24 protein-coding genes are annotated in these 23,211 nt (G+C 61.7%); 3 read left to right on the plus strand and 21 right to left on the minus strand.

The window, feature by feature from the left end:
* Positions 1–113: 113 nt before the first annotated feature.
* The 8 genes from murB to ACZZ0Q_RS15690 form a co-directional block, all read right to left on the minus strand.
* Positions 114–1,124, minus strand: coding sequence for a UDP-N-acetylmuramate dehydrogenase (gene murB, locus ACZZ0Q_RS15655; protein WP_463541668.1), 1,011 nt, complete (start codon positions 1,122–1,124; stop codon positions 114–116).
* The gene (locus ACZZ0Q_RS15660) at positions 1,121–1,585 is read right to left on the minus strand and encodes a low molecular weight protein-tyrosine-phosphatase (protein WP_463541667.1); all 465 of its coding nucleotides are present in this window, start codon (positions 1,583–1,585) and stop codon (positions 1,121–1,123) included. The genes murB and ACZZ0Q_RS15660 overlap by 4 nt, the downstream gene beginning before the upstream one ends.
* Positions 1,585–2,349 (minus strand): 3-deoxy-manno-octulosonate cytidylyltransferase, encoded by a 765-nt coding sequence (kdsB, locus tag ACZZ0Q_RS15665; protein ID WP_122496878.1) that lies wholly within the window; start codon positions 2,347–2,349, stop codon positions 1,585–1,587. The genes ACZZ0Q_RS15660 and kdsB overlap by 1 nt, the downstream gene beginning before the upstream one ends.
* A complete protein-coding gene (locus ACZZ0Q_RS15670) occupies positions 2,350–2,535 on the minus strand; it encodes a Trm112 family protein (RefSeq protein WP_108097092.1) in 186 nt (61 codons plus the stop codon).
* A 45-nt stretch (positions 2,536–2,580) separates the two neighbouring features.
* The gene (lpxK, locus tag ACZZ0Q_RS15675; RefSeq protein WP_463560739.1) at positions 2,581–3,582 is read right to left on the minus strand and encodes a tetraacyldisaccharide 4'-kinase; all 1,002 of its coding nucleotides are present in this window, start codon (positions 3,580–3,582) and stop codon (positions 2,581–2,583) included.
* Between the two features lie 13 nt (positions 3,583–3,595).
* The gene (locus tag ACZZ0Q_RS15680; protein WP_122496874.1) at positions 3,596–4,036 is read right to left on the minus strand and encodes an ExbD/TolR family protein; all 441 of its coding nucleotides are present in this window, start codon (positions 4,034–4,036) and stop codon (positions 3,596–3,598) included.
* The gene (locus tag ACZZ0Q_RS15685; RefSeq protein ID WP_463382241.1) at positions 4,033–4,668 is read right to left on the minus strand and encodes a MotA/TolQ/ExbB proton channel family protein; all 636 of its coding nucleotides are present in this window, start codon (positions 4,666–4,668) and stop codon (positions 4,033–4,035) included. Before ACZZ0Q_RS15685 ends, ACZZ0Q_RS15680 begins: the two co-directional genes overlap by 4 nt.
* Before the next feature lie 125 nt (positions 4,669–4,793).
* Positions 4,794–7,019, minus strand: a complete 2,226-nt coding sequence (locus ACZZ0Q_RS15690; protein ID WP_463541666.1) for a DNA internalization-related competence protein ComEC/Rec2 — start codon at positions 7,017–7,019, stop codon at positions 4,794–4,796.
* Positions 7,020–7,155: 136 nt separating this feature from the next.
* Between ACZZ0Q_RS15690 and ACZZ0Q_RS15695 the strand changes: the two genes are divergently transcribed.
* Complete coding sequence (locus ACZZ0Q_RS15695) at positions 7,156–7,719, plus strand: DUF2062 domain-containing protein (protein WP_463541665.1); 564 nt, start codon at positions 7,156–7,158, stop codon at positions 7,717–7,719.
* A 60-nt stretch (positions 7,720–7,779) separates the two neighbouring features.
* On the opposite strand, the gene ACZZ0Q_RS15700 is transcribed toward ACZZ0Q_RS15695, so the two are convergent.
* The 8 genes from ACZZ0Q_RS15700 to ACZZ0Q_RS15735 form a co-directional block, all read right to left on the minus strand.
* The gene (locus tag ACZZ0Q_RS15700) at positions 7,780–8,433 is read right to left on the minus strand and encodes a hypothetical protein (protein WP_463541664.1); all 654 of its coding nucleotides are present in this window, start codon (positions 8,431–8,433) and stop codon (positions 7,780–7,782) included.
* 94 nt (positions 8,434–8,527) lie between these two features.
* Positions 8,528–9,292 (minus strand): hypothetical protein, encoded by a 765-nt coding sequence (locus ACZZ0Q_RS15705; protein ID WP_463541663.1) that lies wholly within the window; start codon positions 9,290–9,292, stop codon positions 8,528–8,530.
* A complete protein-coding gene (locus ACZZ0Q_RS15710; protein WP_463541662.1) occupies positions 9,289–9,900 on the minus strand; it encodes an RNA polymerase sigma factor in 612 nt (203 codons plus the stop codon). Before ACZZ0Q_RS15710 ends, ACZZ0Q_RS15705 begins: the two co-directional genes overlap by 4 nt.
* Before the next feature lies 1 nt (position 9,901).
* Positions 9,902–11,647: a vWA domain-containing protein gene (locus ACZZ0Q_RS15715; RefSeq protein WP_463541661.1), complete on the minus strand. Its 1,746-nt coding sequence runs from the start codon at positions 11,645–11,647 to the stop codon at positions 9,902–9,904.
* 173 nt (positions 11,648–11,820) lie between these two features.
* Positions 11,821–13,260: an aminotransferase-like domain-containing protein gene (locus ACZZ0Q_RS15720; RefSeq protein ID WP_463536395.1), complete on the minus strand. Its 1,440-nt coding sequence runs from the start codon at positions 13,258–13,260 to the stop codon at positions 11,821–11,823.
* A 275-nt stretch (positions 13,261–13,535) separates the two neighbouring features.
* Positions 13,536–14,345: an OmpA family protein gene (locus ACZZ0Q_RS15725; protein WP_463541660.1), complete on the minus strand. Its 810-nt coding sequence runs from the start codon at positions 14,343–14,345 to the stop codon at positions 13,536–13,538.
* The gene (locus ACZZ0Q_RS15730; RefSeq protein ID WP_241000653.1) at positions 14,342–14,695 is read right to left on the minus strand and encodes a DUF4398 domain-containing protein; all 354 of its coding nucleotides are present in this window, start codon (positions 14,693–14,695) and stop codon (positions 14,342–14,344) included. The genes ACZZ0Q_RS15725 and ACZZ0Q_RS15730 overlap by 4 nt, the downstream gene beginning before the upstream one ends.
* A 12-nt stretch (positions 14,696–14,707) precedes the next feature.
* Positions 14,708–15,526, minus strand: coding sequence for a substrate-binding periplasmic protein (locus ACZZ0Q_RS15735; RefSeq protein WP_463541659.1), 819 nt, complete (start codon positions 15,524–15,526; stop codon positions 14,708–14,710).
* Between the two features lie 115 nt (positions 15,527–15,641).
* Between ACZZ0Q_RS15735 and ACZZ0Q_RS15740 the strand changes: the two genes are divergently transcribed.
* Positions 15,642–16,571, plus strand: coding sequence for an alpha/beta fold hydrolase (locus ACZZ0Q_RS15740; RefSeq protein WP_463541658.1), 930 nt, complete (start codon positions 15,642–15,644; stop codon positions 16,569–16,571).
* Positions 16,572–16,632: 61 nt separating this feature from the next.
* Here ACZZ0Q_RS15740 and ACZZ0Q_RS15745 read toward each other — a convergent pair whose 3' ends face one another.
* Together ACZZ0Q_RS15745 and ACZZ0Q_RS15750 are read right to left on the minus strand one after the other, a co-directional pair.
* A complete protein-coding gene (locus ACZZ0Q_RS15745) occupies positions 16,633–17,562 on the minus strand; it encodes an electron transfer flavoprotein subunit alpha/FixB family protein (RefSeq protein ID WP_463541657.1) in 930 nt (309 codons plus the stop codon).
* A complete protein-coding gene (locus ACZZ0Q_RS15750; RefSeq protein ID WP_463541656.1) occupies positions 17,563–18,312 on the minus strand; it encodes an electron transfer flavoprotein subunit beta/FixA family protein in 750 nt (249 codons plus the stop codon).
* A gap of 321 nt (positions 18,313–18,633) precedes the next feature.
* Between ACZZ0Q_RS15750 and ACZZ0Q_RS15755 the strand changes: the two genes are divergently transcribed.
* Positions 18,634–20,298, plus strand: coding sequence for an electron transfer flavoprotein-ubiquinone oxidoreductase (locus ACZZ0Q_RS15755; RefSeq protein ID WP_463541655.1), 1,665 nt, complete (start codon positions 18,634–18,636; stop codon positions 20,296–20,298).
* Between the two features lie 332 nt (positions 20,299–20,630).
* Here ACZZ0Q_RS15755 and ACZZ0Q_RS15760 read toward each other — a convergent pair whose 3' ends face one another.
* The 3 genes from ACZZ0Q_RS15760 to ACZZ0Q_RS15770 all read right to left on the minus strand — a co-directional run bounded on the left by ACZZ0Q_RS15760 (position 20,631) and on the right by ACZZ0Q_RS15770 (position 23,202).
* Positions 20,631–21,194, minus strand: coding sequence for a DUF1285 domain-containing protein (locus ACZZ0Q_RS15760; protein WP_463541654.1), 564 nt, complete (start codon positions 21,192–21,194; stop codon positions 20,631–20,633).
* Positions 21,195–21,206: 12 nt separating this feature from the next.
* On the minus strand, positions 21,207–21,809 hold the full coding sequence (locus ACZZ0Q_RS15765; protein WP_463541653.1) for a DUF4823 domain-containing protein: 603 nt from the start codon (positions 21,807–21,809) through the stop codon (positions 21,207–21,209).
* Between the two features lie 94 nt (positions 21,810–21,903).
* Positions 21,904–23,202 (minus strand): multidrug effflux MFS transporter, encoded by a 1,299-nt coding sequence (locus ACZZ0Q_RS15770; RefSeq protein ID WP_463561030.1) that lies wholly within the window; start codon positions 23,200–23,202, stop codon positions 21,904–21,906.
* Positions 23,203–23,211: the final 9 nt, after the last annotated feature.

The raw sequence follows: 23,211 nt of genomic DNA on the forward strand, positions 1-23,211 counted from the left end.
CTCCCCCAGCCCCTCTCCCGCAAGCGGGCGAGGGGAGCCAACCGGCGTTTTTTCTATATCACCGTCCGGCCCCCTCTCCCTCTGGGAGAGGGTTGGGGAGAGGGTCGCGGACGCTACAACACGTTCGGCTCTATCTCCAACTCAACCCCAAACCGCTCCCGCACATCCGCCTGAATGCGCTTGGCCAGTGCGAGCAGTTCCTCGCCCGTCGCGGTACCGTAGTTCACCAGCACCAGCGCCTGAAGCTTGTGCACGCCAGCATCGCCGTCGCGAAAGCCTTTCCACCCTGCCCGCTCGATCAGCCAACCGGCTGCTAATTTCACTTGGCCATCGGCCTGCGGGTAAGCGACCACGTCGACATGTTCTTCGCGCAAATTGGCAGCCAGCTCAGCGTCCACCAGTGGGTTTTTGAAGAAGCTGCCAGCATTACCCAGCACGGCCGGGTCGGGCAGTTTTTCCGCGCGGATGGCGCAGATGGCGCGGCTCACGTCGGTGGCGGTGGGCGTGTCGATGCCCTGCTCCGCCAGGCGCTGGCGCACCGGTCCGTATTCCAGATGCAGGTGCTGCTGACGGTTCAAGGCAAAGCGCACGCGCAGGATCAGCCAACGACCGGGCTGCTGTTTGAACACGCTGTCGCGGTAGGCGAAGTTGCAGTCGGCCAGGCTGAAGTCGCGCAGCGCGCCGGTCTGGCGGTCGAGCGCGGTCAGGCTGTGGAACACGTCTTTGATCTCGACGCCATAGGCGCCAATGTTCTGCATCGGCGCGGCGCCAACGGTGCCGGGAATCAGGCTGAGGTTTTCCAGGCCGCTCAGGCCTTGGCTCAAGGTGGTCTGCACAAACGGATGCCACGGCTCGCCCGCCTCGGCTTCAATCACCACCTGCTCGGCGTTTTCTACAATGCGAATGCCGCGACTGGCCATGCGCAGCACCAAGGCCTGCACGTCGCCGGTGAGCAGCAGATTGCTGCCGCCGCCAATGACCAGCAGCGGTAGTTGACGCTCCTCAGCCAGTTTCAGCGCAGTGCGAACGTCGTCATCGTTATGGGCCTCGGCAAACTGCGCCGCGCGTACATCGACGCCAAAGGTGTTGAAGGGTTTGAGCGACACCTGCTCGGCCACGTTCATAGCCGGCCTCGCACTTCGTTGAGCAATTGCGCGCCGGCTTGTTCGAGCATGTCGAGCACCTGTTCGAAGCCGTCGGCACCGCCGTAGTACGGGTCGGGCACTTCGTCGGCATCGAGCTGGTAGCGACGCAAGTACAGGTCGAGTTCGGCGCGGCTGTTGGCCGGCTGCAGGGCTTTGAGGTCGGCGAAGTTGCTGTGATCCATGGCCAAGATCAAGTCGAACTGCTCGAAGTCCGCCTGGCTCACTTGCCGCCCACGCAGGGCGGAAAGGTCGTAGCCGCGCTGCAAGGCGGCGGCGCTGGCGCGGCTGTCGGCAGGCTTGCCGACGTGCCACGGACCGGTGCCAGCGGAGTCGACCTCCACCTGACCATCAAGCCCGGCGTTAAGCAGTTGCTGGCGGAATACGCCTTCTGCCGAGGGCGACCGGCAAATGTTGCCCAGGCACACGAACAACACGCGCATCAGGCCCCCAGCAGGCGCCGAACGCGCTCCAGGTCTTCTTGGGTGTCGACGCCCGCTTGCGGCGCTTCCAGGGCATCGGCGACATGAATGCGCTCGCCGTGAAACAGCGCGCGCAGTTGCTCCAGGCATTCGGTGTCTTCCAGCCAGCACGGGCCCCAGCTCACGAAGTTGTGCAGGAACTGCGCGCGGTAGGCGTAGATGCCGATGTGGCGACGGTACGGCACGCCTGCCGGCAACTGCTCGCGGCTGGCGGCGAAGGCGTCACGCGCCCACGGCAACGGTGCGCGGCTGAAGGTCAGGGCCAGGCCGTTCTGGTCGGTGACGACCTTGACCACGTTGGGGTTGAACAGCGCGGCAACTTCTTCAATCGGTTCGGCCAGGGTCGACATCGCCGCCTCGGGATGGGCTGCCAGGTTGGCGGCCACCTGATCAATAACGGCAGGCGGAATCAGCGGTTCGTCGCCTTGCACGTTGACCACAATGGCATCACCGGCCAGCCCCAGCGCGCTGGCCACTTCGGCAAGGCGATCGGTGCCGGAGTTGTGGTCCACGCGGGTCAGCACCACTTCAGCGCCAAAGCCCTTGCAGGCCTCGACAATGCGCGCATCGTCGGTGGCCACAACCACGCGCTGGGCGCTGCTTTTGCAGGCTTGTTCCCAAACGTGCTGAATCATCGGCTTGCCGCAGATGTCTTGCAGCGGTTTGCCGGGCAGGCGGGTGGAGGCGTAGCGGGCGGGAATGACAACGGTGAAGGCTGTGCTCATTTACTTATCCAGGCGCTCGTCGACGTTCAGGCTGCGGGCTTCGGTTTCCAGCATCACCGGAATGCCTTCGCGCACGGGGAAGGCCAATGCGTCGGCCTTGCACACCAGCTCGGATTTATCGTCAGCCAGCTTCAGTGGGCCTTTGCACAGGGGGCACGCGAGGATGTCGAGTAGTTTGGGGTCCATTGCGAATTCCTTTAACGGGTGAATGGAGGGGCGGTCTGCGCAGGCTTAGCGCGCCGGCAGCAGACCCGCAAGACGGTGGTCGAACCAGGCCAGAAATGCCGGCGACGGCACAGCGTCAACTGCCAGGTACCACCAATTGTCACCGGCAAAGGCGCGGCATTTCACGGCGTCCTTCTCGGTCATTACCAAGGGCAGCGCGGGGCTGAATGTCAGCTGCTCGGCGGTGTACTCGGCATGGTCGGCGAAGGCATGGGAAATCGGGCGCCAGTGTAACGCCTGCAACGTGTTGAAGAAACGCTGCGGGTTGCCGATGCCGGCCACTGAGTGCAGCGCCTGGCCGGGCGGAAAATGCTCAAGGCCCACCCGCTCGCCGCTGCGCAGATTGACCAGGGCGCTGGGTTGCAAGGTGAAACCAAAGCCCTCGGCGCTGTCGGCGGTGGCGCCGTTGAATAGCACCGCGTCGACACTCTGCAAACGCTCCACCGGCTCGCGCAGCGGCCCGGCGGGCAGGCAGCGTCGGTTGCCGAGGCCGCGCGCCGCGTCGATCAAGACCAATTCGATATCGCGCGCCAGGCGGTAATGCTGCATGCCGTCATCGCTGAGAATCAGGTCCAGCGGTTCGTCGGCGAGCAAGGCGCGCACGGCGTTGGCGCGGTTGGGGTCGATCATCAGCGGCACGCCGGTGCGTTGCACAATCAACAGCGGCTCGTCGCCGGCCTGGTCGGCCGACTGCTCGGCGCGCACCCGCCACGGGAACTGCGGGGGTTTGGCGCCGTAGCCACGACTGACTACGCCGACCTTGAGGCCACGCTGCTGGCAATGGGCGATCAGGCTGAGGATCATCGGCGTTTTGCCGGTGCCGCCAACGGTGATATTGCCGACCACCACCACCGGCACGGGCGCGCGGTAACTGTCGCCCTCGCCGGCCAGGAAACGCTGGCGTTTACGCGTGACCACCGCCCGGTACAACCACTCCAGCGGCCACAACAGACGCAGCGCGGGATGGCCCTGGTACCAGGCGTTTAGGAGTTTGTCTGAGGCAGCCATCAGCGGCGGACCATCAAGGCGCCTTTGGCGCCTCGATGGTGGTAATGCGCAGTTGACTGAAGCCCAGCTTGCCGGCTGCGTCCATCGCCGTCACCACCGCTTGGTGGGTGGCTTTGCCGTCGGCATTGATGGTCAGTGGCAAGCTGTTGTCGCCGGCCGACTCACGCTGCAGCGCGGCCATCAGCGTGGCCAGATCGCTTTTGCTCAGCACCTGATCATTCAACGAGTAGGTGCCATCGGCAGCAATCGCCACCTCCAGTTGCTTCAGCTCGGTGGCTTCCGGCGGCGTGCCGCTGGCCGCTTCCGGCAGCTCGATTTTCAGCTGGGTCGGGCGGCTGAAAGTGGTGGTGACGACAAAGAACAGCAGCAGCACGAAGATCACATCGATCAGCGACGTCAGGTTCAGGAACACCTCGTCACGGGCGACACTGTTGGCTCTGCGGCGGAATTTCACGGCTTGCTGTCCTCAACGAAATCGACTTCGCGATCGCCCTGGGTCACTTCCACCAACTTGATGGCTTCCTGTTCCATGGTGACGACGATTTCGTCCACGCGGCGCAGCAGGTAACGGTGGAAGAACACCGCCGGAATTGCCACGATCAGGCCCGCTGCCGTGGTCACCAACGCTTTACCGATACCGCCGGCCAGTTGCCCGGCGTTGGCTTGGCCGTTGTCCATAAAACCGCTGAAGATTTCGATCATGCCGAACACCGTGCCGAGCAAGCCGAGCAGCGGCGCCATGGCGGCAATGGTGCCGAGGGCATTGAGGTAGCGTTCCATCTCATGGATGACGCGACTGGCGGATTCTTCGATGCACTCTTTCATGATCTCGCGACCATGTTTGGAATTGGTCAGACCGGCAGCGAGGATTTGTCCCAGCGGCGAGCTGTTGCGCAGTTCCTTGAGCTTGTCTTTGTTCAGCTGTTTGTCTTTGATCATGCGCCACACCTGCCCCAGCAGATGAGGCGGCGCCACGCGGTTAACGCGCAGGGTCCACAGGCGTTCGGCAACGATGGCCACGGTAGCGATGGAACACAGAATGATCGGTAGCATCATCCAGCCACCTGCTTTGACTAGCTCCCACACGGTGTCAACTCTCCTGGGTTTAAAACGGCCTGGTATAGCCGGGTTTTACGGGCCTTATCGGATAGCCCCTACAAAAGTGGCGCCACTCTAGCATAGGGCCGTGGGCTCGCCGACCGTCGCGGTTCTCATTTTTCCCGCCAGAATCGCGCTTCTTTGCGCAGGCCGCTGGCCGGCTCGAAAGCGCCCAACTGAATGAGCAGGGCGCCCTGCTCCACGCTGTCCAATACCTGCAAACCAAGGGCTTGATAACGACCCATTACTTGCGGGTGCGGATGACCGAAGGCGTTGTGCGCGCCGCGCGACACCAGCACCGAATGCGGCGCCACGGTGCGCAGAAACGCCAACGACGACGAAGTGCGGCTGCCGTGGTGAGGCGACTGCAACCAATCGGCGCCAAGGCCGGGATGAGCCGCCAACCATGCCGCTTCGGCGGCGACGTCGATATCGCCGGTGAGCAGCAAACGCTCACCGTTGGCCATCACCCACAAAACGCACGAGGCCTGGTTGCCGGTTTTCGCCTGGGGCCAACGCCAGGTCTGGAAATACACGCCGTCCCATTCCCAGTGCGCGCCGTTGATGCATGGCTGGGCGTTGAGCGACTCAGGCAATTTAGCCGGTTCGCCGCTGAGCACGTCGGCCACGGCCACACCGCGTTGCACCGCCAGCGCGCCACCGGCGTGATCGTTGTCGGCATGGCTGATCAGCAGCGTGTCCAACCGACCGACCCCGAGGCTGCGTAACGAGGGCACCACCAGCCGTTCGCCGCTATCAAAGTCGCCGTGACGCGGGCCGGCGTCATAGAGCATGGCGTGGTTGCGCGTGCGCACCAGCACCGCCAGGCCCTGACCAATATCCAATTGCAGCACCTCGGCCTGGCCGCTGGGAATGGAGGTCGTCGGCGGCCAGAAAAGCGGCACCAGCATCACCAGCCCCAGCACCCGCACCGGCACACCGGCTGGCGCCAAGGCCAGCAACGCGCCGAGGGCGCCCAACACCCAAACGCCGAGCGTCACCTGCTGCGGTAGCCAGGCCGGCTGCCAGTGCGCCACCCACGTCAGGAAACGAAACAGCAGCTCCAGCAAACCGCCGGCTACCTGCAGCACTGCCTCGCCCAGCCATGGCACCGGCAATAAAAGCGTGCCGATCAAAGCCAGCGGAACGACCGCCAGGCTCACCCACGGCACCGAGAGCAAATTGGCCAACGGCCCAGTGACGCTAATGGGCAACCCCAGCGCCAGCATTGGCGGCAGCAAACCGATGCTCATCGTCCATTGCGCGCGTGTCCACGTGCGCCACCACGGCCAGGCGCCAAGACGGCCGCCGAATACCCAGATGAGCACCGCCACCGCCGCGAACGACAACCAGAATCCAGCCTGCAAACTGACCAACGGCTCGGCCAGCAACACCAGATTCAATGCCATCAGCAGCGGCAGCCACGCCCCGAGGTGACGAAACCGCAGGCGCCAGATCAGCACCAGCGCCACCATCACGCACGCGCGCTGCACCGGCACCTGAAAGCCGGCCATCAACCCATAGCCCAATGCGCCGAACCCAGCGGCGGCGCAGGCCCAGGGCAACCACGGGAGGCGCTGCGGCCACAGCCCCAAACGCGCCAAGCCCGCGACCAGCCCGTAGAGCAGCGCGGCGAACAGACCGATATGTTGGCCGGAGATAACCAGAAGGTGCACGGTGCCGGTGTCTTGTAAGGCGCGCCAGTCGGCGCTCGACAGGCCAGAATCGTCGCCCAGCACCAGCGCGGCCAGCCCGCCTTGGCGGCCAAAGGCATCCACGCTCATCAGCCGCTGGCGCACCGCATCGCGCCAGGCCAAAGGGCCGCTAGCTGCCGCCAGGCGCTCGCCGTGTTTAACCGAGCCTTGCGCCCCGATGCGTTGGGCCAGCAGCCAGGCCTCGTAGTCGAAGCCTTGTGGATTGATCAACCCGCGCGGCCGTTTGAGCGTGACCGCCAGCCGCCAGGTTTCGCCGGCCTGAATGGGCGGCCCGCCGTGCCAGGTCAGGCGCATGCGCGAGGGCAACTGCGCGCGCCGGGCGCTGACTGCTTCAAGCTGAAAGCGCACCGCGCCGTTGCCTTGCGCCGGCAGGCCGACCACGCGGCCTTGCAGCCAGCGGGTCTGGCCGTCGAGCTCAGGCGCTAGCCGGTCATCAACAGCCCATTGCGCCGACAGGCAGGCCCAACTAAAGCCCAACAACGCCAGCCCGAGCGGGCGCGCGCGAGTGAATAAAAGCAAGCCAGCGAATACCGGCAATACTGTGATCAGCCAAGCCGGTGGCAACGCCGGCAGCCAGCGCAGGGCCAACAAACCCAGCGCCAGCGCGAACATCCCTGTACGCATTTTTTAGTGCTCCGTGTGCGCGGCCTTTGCGTCGTTTAAAGCAAACGCAGCGCGCTTATTTGTTGTCACAAAGTCAACGCATATAGCCCGCACAATCTGGGCATAATCCGCCTTTTTCCGCCTGCCGAGATGCCCTATGCCGCGCCGCCTGTTTAAGCGCTACATGCCTAATCCCGAGATGATTCGGGAGCACAAGTCGCTGCGCTTTCTCGGCTCGCTGATGCATGACCCCAACCTCTGGCACCTCAATCGTCACTCAGTCGCACGCGCCATGGCCGTCGGCTTGTTCGCGGCATTCATCCCCCTTCCTCTGCAAATGCTGTTGGCAGCTTCCCTGGCTATTCCAATGCGCGGCAACCTGCCTATCTCGGTGGGCCTGGTGTGGCTCACCAACCCGATCACCATGCCGCCGCTGTTTTATTGCACCTACAAGCTGGGCGCGTGGGTGATGCAGATACCGGCGGGGGAAATTACCGGCACCGTCTGGCCGCGCATCAGTCACTTTTTCGACGATCCGTCGTGGGAGTTGATTCAGATGCTCTGGCATCCAGTTTTGGCGCCCTTTCTGCTGGGCTCGCTGCTCACCGGGCTGATTGCCGGTGTGTTGGGGTATTCGCTGACGATGCTCTACTGGCGCTGGTGGGTGCGTAGCAGCTGGAAGAAACGTCAGCTCAAGCGGCGGGAAAAAGCGGCGACCTAGTCGCAATTAGCTCTGCAAAAAAAAGGCGCCCTTGGGCGCCTTTTTTCGTTGCTCGATCTATCAATGGCGGAACTTGAATTGCAGCTCGGCGCCGTCGAAATACCCCTCGTCCTGATCGCGGCTGCGCTCGTTGGTGATCACCCTGCCGCCCACCTCAAACGGACTCACATCGCTCGGCTTGTCGGCAAACATCTGCGGCAGCAGCGCCGGGTCAGCCGGCTTGCTCGGCGCGGCACTGGCGCCCGGCGTCACGGCAACTTTCGGTTCAAGGTCTTTAACCAGCTCTTTGGGCAAACGCAGGTCGAGCTTGGCTTTCGGCACCGGGGCTTTTTTCACGGCGGCGCTGGCCTTTTGCTGGGCAGCGGTTTGCGGCTTGGAAACGTGCAGGCGCTGAATTTTGTCCGGCGGTTGCGGTGCCCGCACCGTCACGGTTTTCGGTGTGCTCGGCTCGGCGAGCTGCTTGTCGGTTGCTGGCGCGCTGGCCGTTTTCTCCGGCAGCGGCTCTAGTTTGCTTTCAATCAGGGGTTCCAGCGGTTTGATGCGCGGTGTATCGGCCACCTTGGGCGCGGGCTTGGGCGCTTCAGCGGCGGGCTCACGCTGTTCCACGGCCGGCACTTGCGGCGCAGGTGGCGCTTTTGGCGGGGTCGGGTCTTTGTCGCAAGCGGCTAATAGCAGCACGGCAAACGACAGCCCTAGGAATCGGATAGCCATCATGGTTACGGGTCGAACTCGGCAGAAGCCAACATGCTCGCGCGCTCAGCCCTCCCTGGCAAGCGTGCACTCTGGGCAGGATGTAACCACTGCCCTCCTACTGCTGACCACGCGAGTGCTGCAATTGTTGCAACTGCGTGCGCACGTCCCGCTGCGGGTAACGCTGTTGCAGCGCCTGTAATTGCCGCTCAGCCGCCTCGCTATGGCCGTCGCGTTGCAATTGCAGAATCTGCTCCAGGCTACGTTGCACCTCTGCGTCGGCGCTTGAGGTTTTTCGCGCCAATACCGGGGCAGTGGCCTTCGGCGCCGCGTCGGCGAACGGCGCAGCGGGCGACACTGGCGCCTCCTGCGTGTCGCTAAGCCGCTCGTTCAACTGGCCGCTGATGACCGCCGGCGCTTGCTTGCGCATTTCCGGGCGAGCAGCGGCACGCTCCTGCACGGTGGCCTTCTTCTCGGCTTGCGGCTCGGCGGCATAGAAGGCATCGGGGTCAACGGCTTCGGCGTTCGGCGCCATGGCCGGCGCCGGTGCAGGCGTCGACAACGTGATCGGCGCAGCGTCGTATTGCTGCTCCGGCGCCCGTTCCATGGTGCGCGTCGCCAAGCCCACGCCAATGCCCAAGGTGGCAATGCTGGCAAACGCCATTGACCAGCGGGCACGCTGGCTGCCGCCGAATAACCAGCCTTGCAGGCGGCTCAACAATGGCGCGTCGGCAGGCGCACGTTTGTAGGAGTCGGCCTGAGCCTGGGCGGCGGCGAGAATGCGCGCGTCCATATCAGGCGGCGGCGCTTGCTCGCTGTGGCGGCGGTAATGCTCGAGCATCGCCTGCTCCAGCTCGGCGCTGTCACGCGGTTCGTGTGTCATAGGGATACCTCGTCGGCGGTGGCCGGGTCCGTCAGCAACCGTCGTAACTTGCTCAGGGCGTAGCGCAGGCGGCTTTTCACGGTCTCCGCCGGGGTTTGGGTCAGGGTCGCAATTTCGCTCACGTCCATGTCGCCATGGGCGCGCAGCAGGAACACCTCACGCTGCTCAGCCGGCAGATCATCCAGCGCCGCCTGCAGGCGCTGTTGATCACGGGTCAGGCTGAGCTGCTGCTCCGGGTTGGGCTGGTGATCGGCCTCGGCGTGCACCTGCTCGTCGTATTCGTCGTGCAGGTACTGGCGCTTGCCGTGCTTGCGCCAGTAATCGATCAACCGGTTGCGGGCGATCTGGTACAGCCACGTGCTGAACTGCACCGCCTCGCGTTGCTGCGACTCGCTGCGGATCAGGCTCATCCAGGTTTCCTGGAACACTTCTTCGGCAATAGCAGAATCGCCGCATAGGCCGCACAGAAAACGGAACAGCCCCAGGCGATGCCGGGCATACAGCTCAGCGAACGCCTGGCTATCGCCGTGCCGATAGCGACGCAACAACTCAGCGTCGCCAATGGCAGAGCCAGAAATAGAAGAGTCAGGTGAAGGAGCGGCTGTCACGCTAGTCGACCTTGGCCAGGGTTTTAGGAGAAGGAGTGGCCGCAGTTTGCAGGCTCTGCGCCAGTTCCACCAGTTGCACGAACTCGGCGCGCAGCCCAAAGCGGTCGTCGCCCTTGGCGCCACGGGCCAGTTCGGCGCTGGCAGCCAGGTCAAAGCCTTGGGTGTAGTGGCCGCCTTTCAATTGCTGGGCGAAGGCGGCGACGGCCGCAGCGAAGCGCAGGTCGGCACTGGCCTGGGCGATGGCCGGTGCACCGGCGTCAGCCGCAATGGGCACTTCCAGCAACCGGCTCGCGCTTTGCTCGGGCGCTTTGTAGCGGATGCGTACCAGGGCCATTTCACTGGAAGCGGCGCGTTTGCTTGCCGCCTGCTCATAACGCAGCGGTTCCAGCCAGCCTTTGTTGCCAGCGGGCACGATTTCGTACAAGGCCGTTACGGTGTGGCCCGCGCCGATTTCGCCGGCATCGACCTTGTCATTGCTGAAGTCTTCACGCTTGAGGGCGCGGTTCTCGTAACCCAGCAGGCGGTATTCGCTGACCTGTGCGGGATTGAATTCCACCTGGATTTTCACGTCCTTGGCCACGGTCATCAGTGTGGAACTGAGCTGTTGCACCAGCACCTTGCGCGCCTCGCGCAGGTTGTCGATGTACGCATAGTTGCCGTTGCCGGCATCGGCCAGTTGTTCCATCAACTGCTCGTTGTAGTTGTCGGTGCCAAAGCCGAGCGTGGTCAGCGACACGCCGGTTTTGCGCTTGTATTCGGCGAGCTTTTTCAGGCTGTCGAAGTCGCTGATGCCGACGTTGAAGTCGCCATCGGTGGCCAACAGAATGCGGTTGATGCCATTCGCCACGAAGCCTTGCTGCGCTTGTTGATAGGCCAACTGAATGCCCGACTCCCCTGCCGTCGAACCGCCCGCTTGCAGTTGGTCGATGGCGGCGCGGATCTTGGCCTTTTCGCTGCCCGACGTCGGCGCCAGCACCACGCTCGAATCACCGGCATAAACCACCAACGACACTTTATCTTCGGCGCGCAACTGGTCGACCAACAGCTTCAGCGTGCTTTGCACCAGCGGCAGGCCGTCGGGGCGGTCCATGGAACCGGACACATCAACCAGAAACACCAGGTTGGCTGGCGGCATGGCTTGGCTTTGCAGGTCGGAGGCTTTTATTGCGACTTTCAGCAGACGGCTATTGGCATTCCACGGCGTAACCGCCAGTTCGGTGCTCACGCCAAATGGCGTGTCGCCGCTGGCCGGCGGATAACTGTAGGGGAAGTAGTTCACCAACTCCTCCAGACGCACCGCCTCTTCCGGCGGCAGTTGGCCGCGATTGAGGAAACGTCGCACGTTGGCATAGCTGCCGGTGTCGACGTCGATACTGAACGTGGAAACCGGGTCTTGGGCGACGGCGTGGATCGGGTTGTCAGCGAGCTTCTGGTATTGCTCGCGGTTAGCGTCTTGATAATACGGCGATGGCGCATCGGCAGCCGGCGGCGTGGCCATGCGCTGGCTCGGTTTGACCATGCCGGCGACCGCCGCGTAACTGGCATTGGGCTCGGCTTTCTTGGCCTCGGCCGGCGCGACCTGCTCGGCCAGCGCATCACGGGAATAGGTAATCGGCGCGGGCGCAACGGGCGCCTGGGCGGCAACCGAGTCGGCTTCTTTGACCGAGCAAGCACTGAGCGTGATAGCCAGGCCACCGGCGAAACCGTAGATGAGGGGCAAACGGGATAGAGCGAGATAGTGAGCCATGCTGGCGTCTCCTGGGGGTCCATTCGCTCAGGTAGACGGAGGGGTCTGGCGGGCGGGGTTAACGGCGAAAAAATAAATGTGAGGCAGGGTAAAACAACTGTAGGAGAGGCTTTAGCCTCAATGCTTTGGTTTTAAAAGCATCGAGGCTAAAGCCTCTCCTACAGAGAACGGGGTCAGATGAGGTTAGGTGTCTCTTGGCAAAGCTGATTGGCGAGCATTCCCAACGTCATAATTGCTCGCTCCGACTCACGGTTCCACGGAATGCCGCAGTTCAGCCGCACGCAGTGGTTGAACTGTTCGGTGTTGCTGAAGATCAGCCCCGGCGCAATGCTGATGCCCTGCTGCAGCGCCCGTACGTGCAGGTCTTTGGTATTGACGCGGCGAGGCAGGCTGACCCACAGAATGAACCCACCTTTAGGTCGCGTGATTTGCGTGCCTTCGGGGAAGTACTGCTGCACGGCCAACTGGAACGCGCTGAGGTTCTTCCGGTATTCGTGGCGGATGTAGCGCAGGTGGCGGTCGTAGCCGCCATTTTCCAGGTAGGCCGCCACGCCCATTTGCGTGACGCTGCACGCCGAATGGGTGGTGAAGGTTTGCAGGCGCTGAATGTCGTCCTGGTATTTGCTGGCGACAATCCAACCCACGCGCACGCCCGGCGACAAGGTTTTGGAGAAGCTCGAGCAATACAGCACGCGCCCTTCTCGGTCGTGAGATTTCAGCGCTTTGGTCGGGCCTTGCTCGAACAGCAGTTCGCCGTAAATGTCGTCTTCAACAATATGGAAATCGAACTCGCGGGCTTGGCGCAGCAGTTGTTTTTGCCGGTCTTCCGGAATGGTGCCGCCCAGCGGGTTGCTCAACCGCGCGGTGAGCACCAGCGCTTTGATCGGCCATTGGCTGGCCGCCAACTGCAGGGCTTCCAGGCTGATGCCGGTGGTGGGGTCGCTGGGAATTTCGATCACTTTCAGGCCCAACAAATCAGCCAATTGCAGCAGGCCGTAATACGTCGGCGACTCGGTGGCGATCAGGTCGCCGGGCTTGGTCAGCACGCGCAAGGACATTTGCAGGGCATCGACACAGCCGTGGGTGATGACGACTTCCGCCGGGTCAACGACCACGCCGGCATCGCGCATACGGATTGCCACCTGGCGGCGCAGCGGCTCGAAGCCTGGGCTGAACATGTAGCTGAAGGCGCGTGGGCTGTGAAACCGGGTGACCTTGGCCAATTGCTGATGCAGCGCGCGCACCGGCAAATAATCCACATGCGGCACCGCTGCGCCAAAGGGGAAAACCCCTTCGCGACGGGCTTCGGTCAATACCTGATTGATGATGCTGCTGCGGGTGACAAGTCCTGGGCGTTCCACTCGCGCGATGTCGGGCGTGGCGGCGGTGAGCGCCGGGGTTTGGTGAACGTAGAAGCCCGACTGCGGCCGCGCGCGGATCAGGCCCTGGTCTTCAAGGTTGGCATAAGCCTGCAACACCGTGGCGTGGCTGACGTTCAGCTGTGAGCTCATCTTGCGTACCGACGGTACGCGCTCGCCCGGTTGATACACGCCTCGGCGGATATCCTCGGCCAATTGCTGGGCGATACGTTGATAGAGCAACAGACTGGTCATGGCGGCTTTCCCTGATTGAGCGTGAACACCGATACAGTAGCGAAACAGTTTAGAACTGAACCGGCACAGTTGCAGATTTTGTTTTGCATACAGAACAGGGGTGACAGCCGGTGCTTAGCGTCATGTTGTTCGTTCGAGGTTGGACGGTGATCGCCGTTTCGTGGACGAGCCTGGATCCCCGCGTGCGCGAGGATGACGCTGGTGGGTTTGGGAGGCTGGATATAAAAAAGCCCCGGGCGCTGTGAACGACCGGGGCTGGGTATGAGGCGCTCGGACTATCGATCCGAGCCCAACTTGCCCTGGTCGTCGGAGAACACAATTTCCACCCGACGGTTCTGCGCGCGGCCACGCGAGGAGGCGTTTTCGGTGACGGGGAAATCGGCGCCGTAGCCAACGGCCTGGATACGGCTTTCGTCGATACCCAAGTCGATCAGGGTATCGGCCACCGCTTGCGCGCGCGCCTTGGACAGTTCGAGGTTTTCGTCGCGGCTGCCCCGGTTGTCGGTGTAGCCCTCAACGCGCACCACGCGGCGGGGGTTGAGCTGAAGGAACTGCACCAGCTTGAGCAAGGTGCGGTTGGCGGCAGGTTTCAGTTCGGCATCGCTGGCGTCAAACAGCACATCGCCCAGCGTGAGTACCAGACCACGGTTGGTTTCGGTGGCGGCCAGATTGATCTGTTCTTCCAGCCATTTGCCCTGCTGCTGAACGCTCAACAGCTTGGCTTCACGCAGGTTGAGTTGCAGCCGTTCAACGTCCATCTGCAGTTTGGCCTGACGCTCCTGATTGACGCTGAGCTTGGTGTGCTCGGCGGCGATCGCGCTGTAGCGCTGGCTCAGGTAGGCGTAATGCTGAACGTCAGCGTCGCTGCCCCAGTAGGTGGACAAACGATCGGCGCGCGACAGCGAGTCGCCGGCGCGAATCACATCGCGAGGGGCGTAGCGCAGGGCGTCGGTGTCTTCTTTGACTTTCTGAAAGCTGTCGCGGGCGGCTTCCAGGCTTTGCTCGGCATCCGGTTCAGTGGCGCAGCCGGTGAGCAGCACGGTGGCCACGGCGGCGGCAAACAGGCGGTAGGCAATCGGGTTCACTGCATCGCCCCCAGTTGTTTATGAAGGCGCTTGATGCGGGCGTTCAGATCAGCCAACTGTTTTTCACTTTTGCTAGTGAGCACGCGGCCCTCGGCCAGGCGCGCATCCAGTTCGGCTTGTTCGGCAAACATGCGCGCGCGTTTGTAGTCTTGCTCGTTCATGTTTTTCTGCGCGCGGGCCAGCTTCTGTTCGGCCAGCACCATCTCGGGAATCTGCTCGTCGGCGCCCACCGCTTTGGCTTGGGCGACGGCCTGTTCAGTCAGGCGCATTTGTTCGATCGGCGCGGGGTCTTTGGTACAACCGGCCAGCGCCACAAGGGCCACGGCGATTGCCAGTGTGCGTCTATGAATCACAAAAAATTCCTACTGTTTCGAGGGAGTCGCCGCCTGCAATTGCTGTTCTTTCCAACGCTCAAGATTGCGTTCCAGCAAGGCTTGCGGGGCACCAGAGGCGGCCAATTCTGTCATTTTTTTCGCCAGTTGTCCGCGTAGCCACGGCTCGTTGCAAGCCGAGTTGAACGACAACGTCAGGTACAGGCCTTCGCTGGAAATCGGCGGTTCAAGGGCTTCGAGGTCGGCGGCCATGCCCAGGGTTTCGGCCAGGGCCAGGCCCGGGTAACGCTCATACAACACGTAGTCGGTGCGTTCCAGCAGCAGCTTTTGGTACGCCTGGGTAAGGCTCGGTACGGTTTCCAGGCTGAGGTTGTCTTTGGCGTAGTGGTCGAAGGCCTGCCCGAAACTGTTGTTCACCAAGGTGCCGCCGGTGTGCAGGCGCAGGTCGTCCCACTGGGCATACGGGAAGCCTTTGCCGCGTTTGACCCACACCACACTGGCAGTTTCCAGAAACGCGGGGTGGATGTAATCCATGGTTTCCAAGCGCGACAGGGTGAGGAAGGCGCCGGCAATCATGTCGACCCGGCCGGTGCGCACTTCTTCTTGCGCGCGCGACCACGGCCCGGTGTAGATCACATCAATGGTTAGATTGAGTTCTTTACCCAGCTGTTTGAGCAAGTCGGCGTTGGCGCCTATCAGCTGTTTGGGGTTAGCCGGATCGCGCCATAAATAAGGAGGGTATTCAGGGTTGCCGGTCGCCACCAGGCGTTCACACTTTCCAGCGGCAGCGCTCAAGCCTGGCAAACCGGCGAGCAGCAACAACAGCGCGATAAGGTGGCGTATCTGCATCAGCGGGTTTCCCGAACTGAACGTTGGTTGGGAGTGGCGGCCTGGTGTGCCGACAACACACAGCGTCATGCTAGCTTAGACGAATTGAAATAATTATTGGCGATAAGGACGGTCCATGAAAAAACTACTCGTTGGGTTTGCGATCTGCGTGGCAGCAATTGCCGCGTTGCTGTACTTCTCCCCCGCCACCCTGATGGCCACGGCTCAATTCGCCGAACGGCAAACGGCCGGGCTGAGCAGCGAGCAGACCATGGTCGGCGACCTGAGCATCCACTATTACCAGGGCGGCCCGGCCGATGGCGAAACCATCCTTATGATTCACGGTTTCGGCGCCAACAAAGACAATTGGCTGCGCTTCGCCAAATTCTTTACCAAGCGCTATCAAGTGATCGCTATCGACCTGCCCGGCTTCGGCGATAGCAGCAAACCGAATGCCAGCTACGACGTGGGCACCCAAGCCGAACGCGTCGCCGCTTTCGTAAACACTCTGGGCCTGAAAAAACTGCACGTGATTGGCAACTCCATGGGCGGCCAAATCGCCGCGCTGTATGCCGCGCGCCACCCGGATGAAGTGCTCTCTGTGGGCCTGCTGGACAATGCCGGCATTACCTCACCGAAGAAAAGCGAGCTGTACGAAATGCTCGAACGCGGCGAGCCGAACCCACTGGTCGCGCGTGACGCCGAAAGCTTCGCCAAGCTGGTGGCCTTCGTGTTCGTTGAGCCACCGGCGATGCCGAAGAACCTGCAGCGCTACATGGCTGAGCAGGCGAGCGCCAGAAGCGAGCAAAATGACAAAGTGTTCAGCCACCTGCGCGAGCGCTACATTCCGTTGGAACCGGAGCTGCCAAAAATTCAGGCGCCGACGTTGCTGCTGTGGGGCGACAAGGATCGCGTGCTGGATGTGTCGAGCATCGAGGTGATGAAGCCGCTGCTGAAAAAGCCAACCGTGGTGATCATGAAAGACTGCGGCCATGTGCCAATGATCGAGCGGCCAGAAGAAACCGCCAGCCACTACCAGGCGTTTCTGGACAGCGTGAAAGGCTAAGGTGTCAGGCATAAAAAAACCCGCTCAGTGAGCGGGTTTTTTATTGGGCGGGAAGCGCGGGTTAAACCAGCTTTTCCAGCTCCGGTACAGCTTCGAACAAGTCCGCAACCAGACCGTAATCGGCAACCTGGAAGATCGGCGCTTCTTCGTCTTTGTTGATGGCGACGATGACTTTGGAGTCTTTCATACCGGCCAAGTGCTGGATGGCGCCGGAAATGCCGACCGCGATGTACAGCTGCGGCGCAACGATTTTACCGGTTTGGCCAACCTGCATGTCGTTCGGTACGAAACCGGCGTCGACAGCGGCACGGGATGCACCCACAGCTGCGCCGAGTTTGTCGGCCAGTGCGTACAGGTGTTTGAAGTTGTCACCGTTCTGCATGCCACGACCGCCGGAAACGACGATTTTGGCAGCGGTCAGCTCAGGACGGTCGGACTTGGCCAGCTCTTCGCCAACAAAGGACGACTTGCCAGCGTCAGCCGGACCGCTCACTGCTTCAACAGCAGCCGAACCGCCTTCAGCCGCAACCGGATCGAAACCGGTGGAACGCACGGTGATCACTTTCACGGCAGCCGACGACTGCACGGTAGCGATGGCGTTACCGGCGTAGATCGGACGCTTGAAGGTGTCGGCGCTTTCTACCGAGATGATCTCGGAGATCTGATCAACGTCCAGGGCAGCGGCAACGCGCGGCAGGATGTTTTTGCCGTTCGAGGTAGCGCTAGCCAGGATGTGGCTGTAGCTCTTGCCAAGGTCAGCGATCAGCGGCGCAACGTTTTCTGGCAGTTGGTTAGCGTAGGCCGCGTTGTCGGCAACCAGCACTTTCGAAACGCCAGCGATCTTGGCAGCAGCTTCAGCAGCAGCGCCGGCATTGCTGCCAGCAACCAGTACGTGAATGTCACCACCGATTTTTGCAGCAGCAGCCACAGTGTTCAGGGTGGCGGGCGCCAGGGCGGAATTGGTGTGTTCAGCGATAACCAGGATAGTCATTTAGATTACCTTCGCCTCGTTCTTCAGTTTCTCGACCAGTTCAGCAACCGACTTAACCTTGATGCCTGCGCTGCGAGCAGCCGGCGCTTCAACTTTCAAGGTTTTGACGGTAGACGAGGTGGAGACGCCCAAAGCGTCTGGAGTCAGAGTCTCCAGCGGCTTCTTCTTGGCTTTCATGATGTTCGGCAGCGACGCGTAGCGCGGTTCGTTCAGGCGCAGGTCGGTGGTCACGATAGCCGGCAGGTTCAACGCAACGGTCTGCAGACCGCCGTCGATTTCGCGGGTGACGTTAACCTTGTCGCCAGCCACTTCAACCTTGGAGGCGAAAGTGCCTTGTGCGTAGCCGCTGAGAGCAGCGAGCATCTGGCCGGTCTGGTTGTTGTCGCTGTCGATGGCTTGTTTGCCGAGGATGACCAGCTGAGGCTGCTCTTTATCCACAACAGCCTTGAGCAGCTTGGCCACGGCGAGCGAGTTCAGCTCTTCCGCGGTATCAACCAGAATGGCGCGGTCAGCACCCAGAGCCAGCGCGGTGCGCAGTTGCTCTTGAGCGGTGTTCGGGCCGATGGAAACCACGACGATCTCGGTAGCCACGCCTTTCTCTTTCAGGCGGACGGCTTCTTCCACAGCGATTTCGCAGAAGGGATTCATCGACATTTTGACGTTGGCGAGATCAACGCCGGAGTTGTCCGCTTTGACGCGAACCTTGACGTTGTAGTCAACCACTCGTTTGACAGCTACAAGAACCTTCATGGATTCCTCGTTACTCTCCGGTGAATAAGAAGTCGCCAAAAGACAATGGCGGGTGATGCTCGTCGGCCGGAACCGACGGTCAGCCTACAGCACGGCTAGCGCAAAACCGCCCGTATCTTGACCGTATCGCCCAAACGGGTCAATACGACAAAATGGCCACTTTAAGCCGTGTAAACCTGATTCTAGCAGGCTATTGAGAAATTCAAACAAACGTTTGTATTGGACCCGTCGGGGTCCGTGGATATAATGCGCCGACACAGCTCATGGAACGAGCCCGATCCTCAAATAAAACATAGATAGAGCCTGAGTAGGAGATTGCCTGTGGAACGCGAATTTATGGAGTTCGACGTCGTCATCGTTGGCGCCGGCCCAGCGGGCCTGTCCGCCGCCTGCCGACTGAAGCAGAAAGCCGCCGAAGCGGGTAAAGAGATCAGCGTCTGCGTAGTCGAGAAAGGCTCCGAAGTCGGCGCCCACATCCTCTCCGGCGCCGTGTTCGAGCCTCGCGCACTGAACGAGCTTTTCCCCGACTGGAAAGAGCTTGGCGCCCCGCTCAACACGCCGGTCAAGCGCGACGACATCTATATGTTGAAAGACGCCGAAGCCGCCATCAAAGTGCCGAACCTGTTTGTGCCCAAAACCATGCACAACGAAGGCAACTACATCATCTCCCTCGGCAACCTCTGCCGCTGGCTCGCGCAACAGGCTGAAAACCTGGGAGTAGAAGTCTACCCAGGCTTTGCCGCGCAAGAAGCGCTGATCGACGAAAACGGCGTGGTCAAAGGCATTCTGACTGGCGACCTGGGCGTAGACCGCGAAGGCCACCCGAAGGAAGGCGTGTACACCCCCGGCATGGAATTGCGCGGTAAGTACACCTTGTTCGCCGAAGGCTGCCGTGGCCATATCGGCAAGCAGCTGATCAAGAAGTACAACCTCGACCGCGACGCCGACGCCCAGCACTACGGCATCGGCATCAAGGAAATCTGGGACATCGACCCGTCCAAGCACGAGCAAGGCCTGGTGCTGCACACCGCCGGCTGGCCGCTGGACATCGTCGGCACCGAGAACACCGGTGGCTCGTTCCTCTATCACCTGGAAAACAACCAGGTAGTAGTTGGCCTGATCGTCGACCTGTCCTACGCCAACCCGCACCTGTCGCCATTCGATGAGTTCCAGCGCTACAAGCATCACCCCGTGGTCAAGCAGTACCTCGAAGGCGGCAAGCGCGTTTCCTACGGAGCTCGCGCCATCTGCAAAGGCGGCCTCAACTCGCTGCCGAAGATGGTCTTCAACGGCGGGGCGCTGATCGGGTGCGACCTCGGCACCCTGAACTTCGCAAAAATCAAAGGCAGCCACACCGCCATGAAGTCCGGCATGCTCGCCGCTGACGCCGTAGCCGACGCGCTGTTCGCCGGTAGCGAAGGCGGCGACCTGCTCAACGGTTACGTCGACTCGTTCAAAGCCAGCTGGCTGTACGACGAGCTGTTCCGCAGCCGCAACTTCGGCGCGGCGCTGCACAAGTACGGTCCGCTGCTGGGCGGCGCGTTCAACTTCGTTGACCAGAACCTGTTCGGCGGCAAAATTCCGTTCACCCTGCACGACAACAAGCCGGATTACGCCTGCCTGAAGACCGCTGCAGAATCGAAGAAAATTGCCTACCCGAAACCGGACGGCAAACTCAGCTTCGACAAGCTGAGCTCGGTATTCCTCTCCAACACCAACCATGAAGAGGAACAACCCTGCCACCTGAAGCTGATCGACCCAAGCATTCCGCTGCAGAAAAACCTGCCGCTCTACGACGAACCTGCGCAGCGTTATTGCCCAGCGGGCGTGTATGAAATCGTGACGCAGGAAAACGGCGAGAAGAAATTCCAGATCAACGCCCAGAACTGCGTGCACTGCAAAACCTGCGACATCAAAGACCCGGCCCAGAACATCAACTGGGTGGCGCCGGAAGGCGCTGGCGGTCCGAACTACCCCAACATGTGATAGCGTTGGGTAAAAATAAGGGCTCCCTCGGGAGCCCTTATTTTTTCCTGCCCCGATCGGCTGCGCGTCGGCCGGGCTGCGTTAAAAACGCTTTCTGAATGCTCATTGGCTACAGCCAACTGCGCTTCAAAAACCGTTTTTGCCTTGCGCGGCTCTAGCTCGCTCGATCTGCTTCTCGTGAATTCCAACCCAAAGCCAAAGAGGCCATTACGCCAAAGCATCGAGGCTGAAGCCTCTCCTACAGAAATCGTGTTTTTTGTGGGAGAGGCTTTAGCCTCGATTCCTACAAACTTCGATTAGCCACATGGCGCAATCGTCACCTATTCGCGGCATCAATCCGGCTGCGGCGCGATGGGGAAAAATTCACCGCCACTCCACACACCCAGCCAGCTTTGGCCATCGATGTCGCGGGGCACCGCCAACTCGACCAACTGATAAAACACGTTGCGGTGAATCAGCGCCTCAAGGTTGGTGCGCACATGCACATACGGCGCGGGCTCCTCGGTCGTCGGGTCGATCACAAAGCGCATCGGGTGCTCCGGCCCCGCCTCGGTCACGTCTTCCACGTTGGTGGTGAAGCGCAGCACCTGCGCCTCGCCCTCGCCTTCCACATCAACGCTGACGGCTACGAACGGCGCGTCATCGACCTTGATGCCAACCTTCTCAACCGGGGTAATCAGAAAATAGTCATCACCGTCGCGGCGGATGATGGTGGAGAACAGCCGCACCATGGGTTTGCGGCCAATCGGCGTGCCCAGGTAATACCAGGTGCCGTCGCGGGCGATGCGCATGTCGATGTCGCCGCAGAAATCCGGATTCCACAGGTGCACCGGTGGCAGGCCTTTGCTTTTGGGAATTTGCCCGAGCAGGTCGCCCGCCTTGCCTGGATCACTCATGCCATCTCCTCTCTATTCATTCAAACCCAGCAGACGACGCGCGTATTCCTGCATGGGCGGCCCAACCAAGTCGTCGGGCTTGTTGTCGTAGAGCGTCAGAAAACCACCACGGCTACGGATGCGCGCGGTATCCACCAGGTAGCGCGTGTTGGTCTCGATCAGCATCACCTGAATCACGCTGTGGTCGACACCCAGGCGATCCAGCGCTTCCTGGTCGTTCCACTCCTCTTCGGTGCCGATGCGATCATCAGCGCCAGCGAACCGCGTATACAACAAGTAATTCGCGCCCGCCGCCCGTGCCTGGCTCAGCGCTTCGTCCAAGCCCGCCGGCTGCCTGGCACGACGGACCATTGGAAAATATTCGACAAAGCCATTGAACGCCTGTTCCGCCACTATGTTTGGGCGCGGCGCGTGGCCGCCCGGCGGCACGAAGTGCCCCTGGGCTATATAAATGAAGGAATCGGCCTGCAAACGCCATGGGCTCGACCGGCGAATATCGCTGTGGTCGAGAAAGCCGGCATCGCTGAGTTGATTGAGAGCGCCATCGCTCAAGTCGCTGACTTTCATGCAGCCCCCGAGGGCCAGCAGCGTCAGCAGCATAATCAGGCTACGCATGGTGAGTCTCCGCACGCCGGTGACAGAAAGCCGGCGAATAACGGGCAGACTTGCAGCTTCCGCGCCAGGCTTCAACTCGGTGCGCCCACAGCGCTCACTTCACCGCGAGGAAAACCAGGAACGACGCCGCCAGCGCGCCTGTCGACACCACCGCAAACGAGGTATACGCAGGAAGCCCGAGGCTGGCGCCGACGATGATCGCGGCGGCGGCGCAACTCATCTGCAAGAACCCGAGCAGCGCCGAGGCGGTGCCGGCCTGTTTGCCGAACGGATGCAGCGCGATGGCCGTTCCCAGCGGGTTGATCAGCCCCATGCCCAGCAGAAAAATCGTCTGCGACACGCAGAACGCCACGAAGTTGTCGGCTGCAACAAACAGTCCCGCGCTTCCCGCCAGCGCCGCTACGATGCCACAACAACCCACGAACGCCGGGCCTCTGAAGCGCACCAGACGCGGCGCCGTAAACCCAGCACCAAACACCACGAAAACCGTGGCGGCGAAGAACACGCCAAGTTGCAGCGACGACAATCCGAAACCGCCCATCAGAATCGCCGGCGCCATCGAGAAAAACGCGTAGAGCGTGCCAATCACCAAACTCACCGACAGCGCCGGCGCAATAAAGCGGCGGTCCAGCAGCAGGTGTTTGTAGCTGGAAAGAATGGCGCCAATCGAGAGCTTCACCCGGTTGTCCGCGCCATGGGTTTCGCCTAGTCGCGCCGCGTAGTGAACGGCCAGCACCACCGCCAATATCGCCACTACCGCAAACGTCGCGCGCCAACCGAAAAAGGAGCTGAACAACCCACCGAGCAGCGGTGAGAATCCTGGCGCGGCGGCCATCGCGACCATGATCATCGCCAGCGTTCGCGCCAGCTCCTCGCCATCGAACAAATCGCGGGCGATGGCGCGCGACAGCACCGACGTCGCGCAAACGCCCAGCGCTTGAACGATTCGTCCGGCGATAAGAACGGACAAGGTGTTCGACATCGCGCAGATGGCGCTGCCGACAACAAACACCACAACGCCCGCCATCACCAGCCGACGACGGCCGAAGCGGTCGGACAGCGGCCCGACAAATAACTGGCCCACCGCAAAGGCGAGAAAAAAGCTGCTGAGCGTGGCGCTCAACTGCGTCACCGATGCGCCGAGGTCGCCGGCCATCGCCGGGAATGCCGGAAGAATGATGTTGGTCGCCAACGCACCGAGCGCCGCGAAACCTGCCAGCAAAAACAGCAACTCGCCGGTCAGGCGAATTGGGGTCTTGGTCGACGCCAGGTTTTCTTGTGCGGGCAGGCGATTTTGTTCAGTGGTTTCCATCGAGAGCGCCCCTATGGCTGCAGTGCAAGAAGCCCGGAGGCGAGGACAGAGCCGAGCGGTCGGCCAGCTCCGTGTAAAAATGCATCAAGG

The organism is Pseudomonas sp. AC070 (assembly GCF_979258635.1).